General features: G+C 63.1%; 11 protein-coding genes and 1 tRNA gene. 11 read left to right on the plus strand and 1 reads right to left on the minus strand.

Annotated features, from left to right (window positions below; all coding sequences use genetic code 11):
- Positions 1–57 precede the first annotated feature (57 nt).
- From RWT78_RS13265 to RWT78_RS13275, 3 genes are read left to right on the plus strand one after another with little or no spacing between them, the layout of a single operon-like run.
- Positions 58–261: a DUF4244 domain-containing protein gene (locus RWT78_RS13265; protein ID WP_007732448.1), complete on the plus strand. Its 204-nt coding sequence runs from the start codon at positions 58–60 to the stop codon at positions 259–261.
- The gene (locus tag RWT78_RS13270) at positions 261–620 is read left to right on the plus strand and encodes a TadE family type IV pilus minor pilin (RefSeq protein ID WP_050655290.1); all 360 of its coding nucleotides are present in this window, start codon (positions 261–263) and stop codon (positions 618–620) included. The genes RWT78_RS13265 and RWT78_RS13270 overlap by 1 nt, the downstream gene beginning before the upstream one ends.
- Positions 617–967 (plus strand): Rv3654c family TadE-like protein, encoded by a 351-nt coding sequence (locus RWT78_RS13275; protein WP_314676096.1) that lies wholly within the window; start codon positions 617–619, stop codon positions 965–967. Before RWT78_RS13270 ends, RWT78_RS13275 begins: the two co-directional genes overlap by 4 nt.
- Here RWT78_RS13275 and RWT78_RS13280 read toward each other — a convergent pair.
- Positions 960–3248 carry a DEAD/DEAH box helicase gene (locus RWT78_RS13280; protein ID WP_314676102.1) on the minus strand — a complete coding sequence of 763 codons (2289 nt, stop codon included), beginning with the start codon at positions 3246–3248 and terminating at the stop codon, positions 960–962. The two genes, RWT78_RS13275 and RWT78_RS13280, sit on opposite strands and share 8 nt — an antisense overlap.
- 456 nt (positions 3249–3704) lie before the next feature.
- On the opposite strand from RWT78_RS13280, the gene RWT78_RS13285 reads away from it, so the two are divergent.
- The 8 genes from RWT78_RS13285 to RWT78_RS13320 all read left to right on the plus strand — a co-directional run bounded on the left by RWT78_RS13285 (position 3705) and on the right by RWT78_RS13320 (position 10667).
- The gene (locus RWT78_RS13285; protein ID WP_003946117.1) at positions 3705–3908 is read left to right on the plus strand and encodes a cold-shock protein; all 204 of its coding nucleotides are present in this window, start codon (positions 3705–3707) and stop codon (positions 3906–3908) included.
- Positions 3909–4093: 185 nt separating this feature from the next.
- Positions 4094–4678: a hypothetical protein gene (locus RWT78_RS13290; protein WP_314676099.1), complete on the plus strand. Its 585-nt coding sequence runs from the start codon at positions 4094–4096 to the stop codon at positions 4676–4678.
- A 192-nt stretch (positions 4679–4870) separates the two neighbouring features.
- Entirely contained in the window at positions 4871–7807 is a 2937-nt protein-coding gene (gene topA, locus RWT78_RS13295) for a type I DNA topoisomerase (RefSeq protein WP_003946104.1), read from the plus strand.
- 33 nt (positions 7808–7840) lie between these two features.
- The gene (locus RWT78_RS13300; RefSeq protein WP_037132620.1) at positions 7841–9070 is read left to right on the plus strand and encodes a DNA polymerase III subunit delta'; all 1230 of its coding nucleotides are present in this window, start codon (positions 7841–7843) and stop codon (positions 9068–9070) included.
- A 30-nt stretch (positions 9071–9100) separates the two neighbouring features.
- Positions 9101–9173: transfer RNA gene (locus tag RWT78_RS13305), tRNA-Thr, on the plus strand.
- Positions 9174–9294: 121 nt separating this feature from the next.
- Positions 9295–9864 carry an RDD family protein gene (locus tag RWT78_RS13310; protein WP_047270004.1) on the plus strand — a complete coding sequence of 190 codons (570 nt, stop codon included), beginning with the start codon at positions 9295–9297 and terminating at the stop codon, positions 9862–9864.
- Positions 9865–9894: 30 nt separating this feature from the next.
- Entirely contained in the window at positions 9895–10317 is a 423-nt protein-coding gene (locus RWT78_RS13315; protein WP_007732476.1) for a DUF2752 domain-containing protein, read from the plus strand.
- Positions 10318–10469: 152 nt separating this feature from the next.
- Positions 10470–10667 carry a hypothetical protein gene (locus tag RWT78_RS13320; protein ID WP_003946112.1) on the plus strand — a complete coding sequence of 66 codons (198 nt, stop codon included), beginning with the start codon at positions 10470–10472 and terminating at the stop codon, positions 10665–10667.
- Positions 10668–10914: the final 247 nt, after the last annotated feature.

Consider the following 10914-nt stretch of genomic DNA (forward strand, 5'->3'; position numbering starts at 1 on the left):
CGAGTGAAAGCTCCTGCGGCAGAAGTGCTGCCACAGGTTTCGATTGAAGGGGGAGAAATGATTTCGAAGACGTTGAGGACGGTGTCGGCCAGATTTGCGCTGTTGGTTGCCGAGGACGACGGCATGTCCACCGCGGAGTATGCGATCGGCACGATTGCGGCTGCCGCATTCGGTGCCGTCCTGTACACGGTTGTCACTGGCGACTCCATTGTCTCGGCGCTGACAGGCATCATCGACAAGGCGCTCAAGACAGCTGTGTGATGTTGTCCACGAGAGGTATTCGGCAAGCCGACGACGGCGCCGTGACGGTGGAGGCCGCGATTGCTCTGGCTTCGATCGTCACGGTGGTCGTGCTGTGTGTCGGTGGAGTCCTGGCGGTGTCGATGCAGGTTCGGTGTGTCGACGCCGCTCGTGAGGCCGCGCGGTTGGTGGCACGTGGTGATCGTGAGTCTGCGGTCACCACGGCCCGCCGGATCGCACCCGAAGATGCGTCGATCTCGGTGGAGATCGTCGACGGCTTTGCGGTGGCCGTTGTCAGCGCCGAGAGTGCGTTGCTGCCGTTGGTCGACATTTCTTCCGAGGCGGTGGCAGCTGTGGAGTCGGGAGTGGAGGAGGAGTGAACCTACGTGACGACGAAGGTGTTGCCACGGTTCTGGCATGCTGCGTTCTGGCGGCGATCGTGATGTTGACCGGTGGGATGCTGCATGTCGGTTCCGCAGTGGTGGCTCGGCACACGGCTCAGTCGGCCGCTGATCTTTCGGCTCTCGGCGGTGCGGGCGCCTTGGACGGCGGTGACGAGTCGGCGTGTGAGATGTCCGCGGTGATCGCGGAGCGGATGCGTACGGTGCTCGCGGAGTGCGAGGTGCAGGGGTGGGATGTAGTCGTCGAGATACGCGCACCGGTGTTGTTGTCGGGCTTCGGGATCGGGGATGCGCAGGCTTACGCGCGTGCGGGTCCGGTCAGCTGATCGTGTCGATCACGGCGGTCAGAACCTTGACCGCGCCGTCTTTGTCGAGTGGGTCGTTTCCGTTGCCGCACTTGGGTGAATAGACGCAGGACGGGCAACCGTGAGCGCACTCGCAGGACAGTATGGCGTCGCGCGTCGCGGTGAGCCATCGGGACAGTTCGCTGTGCCCTCGGTCGGCGAACCCGGCGCCGCCGGCATGACCGTCGTAGACGAAGACGGTCGGGAGTCCGGTGTCCGCGTGCATCGCGGTGGACACTCCGCCGATGTCTCCGCGGTCGCAGATCGCCACCAGTGGCAGCAGGCCGATTGCGGCATGTTCGGCGGCATGCAGTGATCCGGGGAACCGTTCGGGCGGGACCCCGATTGATTCGAGGAGTTCCGGCGTGACCGTGTACATCACTGCCCTGGTGGGCAAAGTGTGTGCGGGCATGTCGAGTTCGATCGAGTCGAGGACTTCACCCGAAGTCAACCGTCGTAGGTACCCGACGACTTGATGTGTCACCTCGACCTGGACGAGAGCGACGGCGATGTCGCCGTAGTTCTTGTGCTCGAGTTGTTCGGTGATCGTGATTTCGGTGGTCTCGCGAGCCGAGGTGGTCCAGTCCGGATTCTCGGTGTGTACCAGTGCGAGTCCGACGTCGAGGTCCAGTTCGTCGACGACGTAGGTCTCGCCTTGATGGATGTGCACGGCGCCGGGATGAACTGTGGCCGGAGCGCGGCCCGCGTCGACAGTGCCCAGCATCCGGCCGGATTCACCGTCGACAATGGCCACCTGAGTTCCGATGCCGCCGCGAATGTCCAAAGAGCCGTGGGGGTTCGAATCGGCGGTGACGAACCACCCGTGCTTTCGGCGCCGGATCTTGCCTTCCTCGGACAGTCTCGTCAGAACCTCGAGAGCCCCGAACGCGTCCACCTCGGCATCGGAAAGTGGGAGTTCCATTGCAGCGCAGAGAAGTTGTGGTCCCAGGACGTACGGATTTCCGGGATCTGTCACCGTCGCCTCGACGGGTTTGTCGAGTACCGCTGACGGATGGTGAACGAGGTAGGTGTCGAGTGGATCGTCGCGGGCGATCAACACGACGAGTGAACCCTCACCGCGTCGCCCGGAGCGACCCGCTTGCTGCCAGAACGAGGCGACGGTGCCCGGGAAGCCTGCCACGACAACGGCGTCGAGGCCTGCGATGTCGACGCCGAGCTCCAGTGCGTTGGTGGTGGCTGCGCCCAGCAGTGTGCCGTCGGCGAGTGCAGCTTCCAGTTCGCGTCGGTCCTCGGCCAGATATCCGGCGCGATACGACGCGACTCGCGCGGCGAGGTCCGGGTCCACCTCGGCGAGTAGACGTTTGGTGGCCATCGCGGTCAGTTCGGCGCCGCGGCGGGAGCGGACGAAGGTGAGAGTGCGGGCGCCTTCGATCATGAGGTCGGCCATGATCCGCGCGGCTTCCGCGCCCGCGGGACGTCGTACCGGGCTACCGTTTTCGCCGGTCAATGCCTCGAGTAGCGGCGGCTCCCACAGCGCGACGGTGCGTGGGCCGTGCGGCGATCCGTCTTTCGTGACCTCGGTGCAGTGTGCGCCTATCAGCCGCGATGCCGCTGCGCCGGGATCTGCTGTGGTCGCACTCGCCAGGATGAAGGTAGGTTCGGCGCCGTAACGGGCTGCAATTCTGCGTAGTCGCCGGATCACGAGCGCGACGTTGGATCCGAAGACTCCCCTGTAGGAGTGGCATTCGTCGATGATCACGTATTTCAGGTTGCGGAAGAAGTGCGCCCATCGCTGATGGGTACGAAGCAGCGAAATGTGGATCATGTCGGGGTTGGTGAAGAGCCAGCGTGAGTTCTCACGTGCCCAGGTGCGGAGTTCCTGCGAGGTGTCGCCGTCGTACGCACTGGCGTTCGTGCTGCGAAGTTCGACGTCGAAGTCGGTGAGGGACAGCACTGCTCGCAGTTGATCGGAGCCCAGCGCTTTGGTGGGGGAGAGGTACAGAGCTGTTGCGAGCGGATCGGTCGCCATGGCCGTCAGCACCGGGAGTTGGTACGCCAGTGACTTACCCGACGCCGTACCGGTGGCCACGACCACGTGTTTTCCGGCGTAAGCGAGGTCGGCGGCCTCACTCTGGTGGATCCACGGGGACCGCACGCTGTGCTCGGCGAGCGCACGTACGACGCTGGGGTGCACCCACTCCGGCCATTCGGTGAACTCGGCTACGCGAGCAGGTAACTGCGCGGTGAACATCAGTGGTTTTTCGCTTCCACTGACCCCGGCGACGACCCGATCGAGCAGCATCTGCCCGTAGGTCTCGCCAGGCTTCCCTCCCGGGGCGGGGATCGGGGAAGGTGCGTTCACGTGACTCTCCGGGCTCGGCGTTGGGGTGTGGCGGCAATCGGAAACTGTCGCTACCTGCAGTTTTGATGATACGCAACGGTCGGCGGTCTTGGTGGAACCGGGTGCTCGGCGCGCGAGCGGGAAACCACGATCGTGGGCTGTTTTTCTCGTAGCGAACTTTTAACGTTTTTAGTTCCCTTTTCGACTGTTGTGCACGCGGAGAACATGGTTGACTGACAATCGGTCGCAGCTTCTGTGTTCGTAGGCTTGAGAAAGTGCACGCTCGCAGGATCGTTGTTGCGGGCGCGGTGCTCTGCCTTTCCTGAGGGGGAAATAAAGACGTACAGCGGTCGGAACCGGCCCGGTGGACTGTAAGGGCTGTTCATCGAATCCGGTGTTAGAAAGAGAAGGAAAAGCATGGCACAGGGCACTGTGAAGTGGTTCAACGCTGAAAAGGGCTTCGGCTTCATCGCTCCCGAAGACGGTTCCGCAGACGTCTTCGTTCACTACTCCGAAATTCAGGGCAACGGCTTCCGTACCCTCGAGGAGAACCAGCGTGTGGAGTTCGAGGTCGGCCAGGGCACCAAGGGGCCCCAGGCTACCGGCGTTCGCGCGGTCTGATTTTTCCGCTCACTTGCTGAGCGATTAGTTCGGACAGTATTTGTCCCCCATCGCATCCGTGCGGTGGGGGACAAATCTTTTCGGGCTGGGTTAGTACTTTCCCTGTCCGAGGTGAATGCACGCAGCTGTTCGGCCACGGCCGGTCGTCTATGCCGTCGATACCTTCGTGGCTTACGTTTCACTCTGTGAGCCAACTGTCCTTTTTCTCTGCCGAGTCGATTCCACCTGCCGTGACGGACCTTGCCGGAATGCTGGCCGGACCGGGGCAGGCCGTGACCTCGGAGGATCGCGCGCGGATCTCGATCGTCGTGGATCGGGACTGGAGAGCGCAGGCCGTTGCCGAGTTGATCGCGCAGTGCGGACTCGGGGCCGAGGTGACGCGTAGCGAAGAAGGCAGCCCACTCGTCCGAACTCAGTCGACGCCCGCACTCCTTCCGCTGTCCGTGCAATGGACCAAGGGAGCAGTGAAGGCCGTGCCGGTCGGGTGGGTTCCTAATTCTCGCCAACTCCGAGTGTGGGCCGTCGCCGCCGGCCGCCTCGAAGAAGGCGGGGAACGATTCGTGTTCGGCCTCGACCCCCATGCCAAGGAGACACACGCACCGCTGGCTCAGGCCTTGATGAGGGTTGGTATCGCGCCGACTCAACTGGGTAACCGGACACCGGGTCCGGGGCTCCGTGTGTCGGGAAAGAAGAGACTGACAAAGCTCGTCGAATACCTCGGTGAGGCGCCGAAACACGTCGACACCTCGGTCGCCTGGCCGCACGTCTGACAGTGCTGATGCCGCGTGTCCAACGGTGCTGATGCCGCGTGTCCGACGGAGCCCATACTGTACTGATCTGCACGAATGTCTTGCGGGTATGTCACTCTGTAAAGAGAGACACGGGGTATAACTTGCTCCACACGTCTAGTTCTGAAGATCTGCCGACGGCAGTGAACGTCCAAAGGAAGGCTCGGGCAGCAGGTGGCTAAAGCGGACAACGGCAGCGGTCAGGGAGCGTCCGGTAACCCTCGTCGCCTCGTGATCGTCGAGTCACCGACCAAGGCGCGCAAAATCGCTCCCTACCTCGGTAAGGACTACGTCGTCGAGGCATCGGTCGGTCACATTCGCGACCTCCCGCGCGGCGCAGCGGACGTTCCGGCCAAGTACAAGGGCGAGTCGTGGGCCCGTCTCGGCGTCAACGTCGATCACGACTTCGAGCCGCTCTATGTCGTGAGCCCGGAAAAGAAGGGCAAGGTCGCCGAACTCAAGTCTCTGTTGAAGGACGCCGACGAACTCTTCCTCGCAACTGACCCTGACCGCGAGGGCGAGGCAATCGCCTGGCATCTCCTCGAGACCCTCAAGCCCAAGATTCCGGTTCGTCGAATGGTCTTCCACGAGATCACCGAGCCGGCAATCCGTGCTGCTGCCGAAGACACCCGCGAACTCGACACCGACCTCGTCGATGCTCAGGAAACCCGCCGCATCCTCGACCGTCTCTACGGTTACGAGGTCAGCCCGGTTCTCTGGAAGAAGGTCATGCCGAAGCTCTCGGCCGGCCGCGTCCAGTCGGTGGCCACTCGCGTCATCGTCCAGCGTGAACGCGAGCGGATGGCGTTCAAGTCGGCGTCGTACTGGGATATTTCCGCGACGCTCGACGCCGGTGCAGAGGCGAGCCCGCGTAGTTTCGGTGCGCGCCTGGTCTCCGTCGACGGTTCGCGTGTCGCCTCCGGTCGCGATTTCGGAGCTGACGGAAAGCTCAAGGGCAGCGCGGTCACCGTGCTCGACGAGGCATACGCGCGTCGTCTCGCGGAGGCGTTGCAGGGCGTCGACCTCACTGTTTCCTCCGCCGAGGACAAGCCGTACACGCGCAAGCCTTACCCGCCGTTCATGACGTCGACGCTCCAGCAGGAAGCCGGACGCAAACTTCGTTTCACGTCCGAGCGCGCCATGCGTATCGCGCAGCGTCTGTACGAAAACGGCTACATCACCTACATGCGTACCGACTCGACGACTCTCTCGGAGTCGGCGATCGCTGCCGCTCGTGCGCAGGCCACCGAGTTGTACGGTCCGGAATACGTGCATCCGACGCCGCGTCAGTACACCCGCAAGGTCAAGAACGCGCAGGAAGCCCACGAGGCGATCCGCCCCGCCGGCGACGTGTTCCAGACCCCGGGTCAGCTGCACTCCAAGCTCGATTCCGACGAGTTCAAGCTGTACGAACTGATCTGGCAGCGGACCGTCGCTTCGCAGATGGCCGACGCCCGCGGTACGACGTTGACGCTTCGCATCTCCGGCACGGCAGGCACCGGCGAGGACTGCACGTTCTCCGCTTCGGGTCGCACCATCGTGTTCGCCGGCTTCCTCAAGGCTTACGTCGAGAGCGTCGACGAAGAGGCCGGCGGTCAGTCGGACGACGCCGAATCCAGGCTTCCGGTGCTGGTCAAGGGTCAGGAAGTCACGGCCACCAAGCTCGATCCGGACGGGCACAGCACCAACCCGCCCGCTCGCTACACAGAAGCCAGCCTGATCAAGACGCTCGAAGAACTCGGCATCGGCCGTCCTTCGACCTACTCGTCGATCATCAAGACCATCCTCGATCGCGGATACGTCTACAAACGTGGCAGCGCGCTGGTTCCGTCCTGGGTGGCGTTTGCCGTCATCGGGCTGCTCGAGGTGCACTTCGGCCGGCTGGTCGACTTCGATTTCACGGCAGGAATGGAAGACGATCTCGACGCGATCGCCGGTGGCCGTGAGCAGCGTGGCAACTGGCTGAGCAGCTTCTACTTCGGCGGCGAGACAGGCGCTGAAGGTTCGGTCGCCCGCGAGGGCGGGCTGAAGAAGATGGTCGGTGTCAATCTCGAGGAGATCGACGCTCGCGAGGTCAACTCCATCCGACTGTTCGACGACGCCGAGGGTCGCGAGGTTCACGTGCGCGTCGGCCGGTTCGGCCCGTATCTCGAGCGCATGGTTCAGAACCCGGACGATCCCGAAGGCGATCTGATCTCGCAGCGGGCAAATCTCCCCGATGACCTGCCACCGGACGAGCTCACTCCCGAGTACGCCGAGAAGTTGTTCTCGACGCCTCAAGAGGGCCGCAAGCTGGGCGTCGACCCGCTGACGGGCCACGAGATCGTCGCGAAGGAAGGCCGCTTCGGTCCCTACGTGACCGAGATCCTGCCCGAACCGCCGGCCGAGCCGGAACCGGACATCGTTCCCGTCACCGCTCCCGAGCCGGAAGAAATCAGCTCGGGCAGCACCAAGACTGCGGTGAAAAAGGCCGCGGCCAAGAAGGCGCCTGCGAAGAAGGCTGCCAAAAAGGTCGCAGGCCCCAAGCCGCGGACCGGATCGCTGCTCAAGTCCATGGACTTGGCGACGATCACCTTGGAAGATGCGCTGCGTCTGCTGTCGCTTCCGCGCGTCGTGGGTGTCGACCCCGAATCGAAGGAAGAGATCACCGCGCAGAACGGCCGTTACGGTCCGTACCTGAAGAAGGGCACGGACTCACGCTCGCTCGCCAACGAAGAGCAGATGTTCACCGTCACGCTCGACGAGGCGCTCAAGATCTACGCCGAGCCGAAGCGTCGTGGGCGTCAGGCGTCGGCAACGCCTCCGCTGCGTGAGTTGGGCGTCGATCCGGTCAGCGAGAAGCCGATGGTGATCAAGGACGGCCGTTTCGGTCCGTACGTCACCGACGGCGAGACCAACGCCAGCCTTCGCAAGGACGACGACGTCGAATCCATTTCCGATGCTCGGGCGTCGGAGTTGCTGGCTGATCGTCGTGCGCGCGGCCCGGTCAAGAAGAAGGCAGCAGCCAAGAAGGCTCCGGCCAAGAAGGCCGCTGCCAAGAAAACAGCCGCAAAGAAGGCCCCGGCAAAGAAGGCCGCCGCCAAGAAGGCTCCGGCGAAGAAAGACTCGTAAGGCTTCGTCGGTGCCGACGGTTAGGGTTTTTGCATGAGTACTGAAGTGGCCGAACGAGGTGTGTTCGGTCGGCTGGTGGGTCAGCACGACGTCGAGCAGAGCCTGCGTGATGCTGCACTGTCGGCTCGTGGCGATTCCAGCGGCTCGGAGATGACCCACGCGTGGCTCTTCACCGGGCCACCCGGCTCTGGTCGTTCGGTGGCTGCTCTCTGCTTCGCCGCTGCCCTGCAATGCACCTCCGACGGTGCACCAGGGTGCGGTGAGTGTCATGCGTGTACGACGACGATGGGTGGAACCCATGGTGACGTACGACGGATCATCCCCGACGGCCTGAGCATCAGCGTCAAAGGCATGCGCGAGATAGTCAACATCGCTTCGCGTCGACCGACGACGGGGCGGTGGCAGGTGATCGTGGTCGAGGATGCCGATCGTTTGACCGAAGGCGCAGCCAACGCCCTCCTGAAGGTTGTCGAGGAGCCGCCGGACCGCACGGTCATCCTGCTCTGCGCGCCGACGACCGATCCGGAAGACATGTCTGTCACCCTCCGATCGCGGTGTAGGCACATGCCGTTGGTGACGCCGTCCGTCGAATCGATCGCCCAGGTACTGATCGACCGCGACGGGCTGGATCCGGAACGGGCGAGAATCGCCGCATCGATCAGCGGCGGACATGTCGGCCGGGCTCGGCGTCTCGCCACCGACGAGAGCGCGCGCGACGAGCGTCAGCGTTCGCTTCGACTAGCCGCCGACGCGATCGGGGCTTCGACGGCGTACAAGGCCGCAGAGAACTTGGTGAAGTCGATCGAGGCTGACACCAAGGCGTTCTACGCCGAACTCAAGGAACAGGAGCTCGAGGAGCTCAAGGTTTCCTTGGGTGGTGGTGGAACCGGCAAGGGAACAGCCGGGACTCTGCGCGGATCGGCTGGTCTGATCAAGGACCTCGAAGCGCGTCAGAAATCGCGCGACACCCGGGCCCGCCGCGATCTTCTCGACCGGACGCTGATCGACCTTGCCGGCATGTACCGGGACGCGCTCTCCTGTTCGCTGGGGTCGACGTCGACGGCGACCCATCCCGACATGGCTCGGCAGGCCGCCGAGTTGGCTGCGCGAACGTCCCCGGAGGGGTTGCTCAAGTGCATCGAAGCGGTGCTCGAATGCCGCGAGGCCGTCGACTTCAACGTCAAGTTGCAGTGGGCGCTCGATGCGATGGTTGCCTCCATCGGAGCCGCTTTCCGACCCCCGTTTTCGCGATCCGGGGGTTGACCAGATAGACTCGCCACCGCCGAAAGGCACGCTGCCTTAGCTCAGTCGGTAGAGCATTTCACTCGTAATGAAAAGGTCGAGAGTTCGATTCTCTCAGGCAGCTCAGCCAAGAGCCCCACACCCGGAAATCCGGATGTGGGGCTCTTGTCGTTAGTTCCCAATTCTTGCGTATGTGCGGTTTATCCTGAGTTCGGCGAACACGTGCCTGAACAGGGGAGACCTCGATGTCGGATCAGAACTGGGGACCAGGCCAACCATCGCAGAATCAGCCGCCGTACGGGCAGATGCCGCCGATGCCGCCGCAGGGTTATCAGCCACCGACGCCCGCCTATCCGTACGCAAGCTGGATCTCGCGGGTGTTCGCGTCAATCCTCGACGGCTTTGTCGTTCCGCTCCCGGGCGTCATCCTCGCGATCATCGGGGCGGTGATCGCGTTCTCCGGATCCGAAGTGACCACATACGACGACGGCAGCGTGAGCGCTGAAGGCGGCAATCCGGTCGGCGTGATCGTCATGGTCGTCGGCATACTGGCGATCTTCTTGATCGAGGTATGGAACCTCGTCTTCAGACAAGGGAACACCGGACAGACGCTCGGCAAGAAGTGGCTGGGAATTTCGGTGATTCGGGAGTCCGACGGTGTACCGCTCGGCCCGGTGATGGCGCTGCTTCGTTGGATCATGATGGCGATCCTGGGTGGGGCATGCTTCCTCAACTATCTCTGGCCGCTCTGGGACTCGAAGCACCAGTGCTGGCACGACATGGTGGTCCGGTCGGTAGTCGTTCGCGCCCGCTAGTCGCGGCCGGGGTCTCTTACAGTGGGTGCCATGGAGTTGGAAGCGGTCACAAGTCGACGACGCTCGCTGGCCGCACCCGTCGGTGTTGCTGCAGTGGCCGTGACGGCCGCCGCGGTACTCCACTTCCGTGATCCCCACAGCGCGGGTAGTTACGGCGTTTGTCCGATGTACGCGTTGACGGGATTGTGGTGCCCGGCGTGTGGTGGCCTTCGTGCGGTCAATGACCTGACTAATCTGGATATTGGCGCCGCAGTGTCCAGCAATGCCTTGATCGTGCCGTTTATCGCGGTGTTGGTGATCGCGTGGATCGGTTGGACAGTGCGCCGTTGGAAAGGCACGCGGGATCGCATGATCGTGCTTCGGCCGACTGTGACGATCGTGGTGCTCGGAGTTCTCGTTGCATTTACGGTTGTTCGAAACACCCCGTGGGGGAGCTGGCTCGCGCCGGCGTGACGGTAAGAGGTCGACATGGCACTGCAGGTTTTTTCGCTCATCGTTCTGCTCGGCGCGCTGATCATCCTGATTCCGACGGCACGACGTGTCTTCGGCAAGAAGGACGACGAGTAGGCCTCGACAACTGGGCCCGCGCGGCACATGCTGGCGGTATGGCTGATTCGTTGAAAGCCCGCGTCAAGGAAAAGTTGCTGAGGCAACTCGCCGAGGACGGTCGGCACCCGATTCAGGAAGCTGAGGGTGACGATCCGCGGTTGGTGTCGATCAACGACGATCTCGAAGCGTTGGAGCAGGCCGAGGAAGGCGATCCGATCGTCGAAGAACTGGCCGAGAGGTACTGGGTTCCGTGAAGTTAACCGACCGCAGTGCTCTGACCTGGCGATTTGGTGTTGTGTTGATCTTCGCGTAACTTTGTCCAGGTCAGAGCGACACGGACACCGACTCCCACCTGCGAGGGTGAGTGACACGAGGTTGTACGAAGTGCCTGGCGAACACAATCCAGTTTTTCTTCACGGGGTTCCGGTTTGCGCCGGTGGCCAGGTTGGGATAGGCTGGAAAAGTTGCCCCGGAGCGGCGGCCATAGGGTCGTGGTGATGG

This window comes from uncultured Rhodococcus sp. (assembly GCF_963525155.1).
GTDB classification, from domain to species: Bacteria; Actinomycetota; Actinomycetes; order Mycobacteriales; family Mycobacteriaceae; genus Rhodococcus_F; species Rhodococcus_F qingshengii.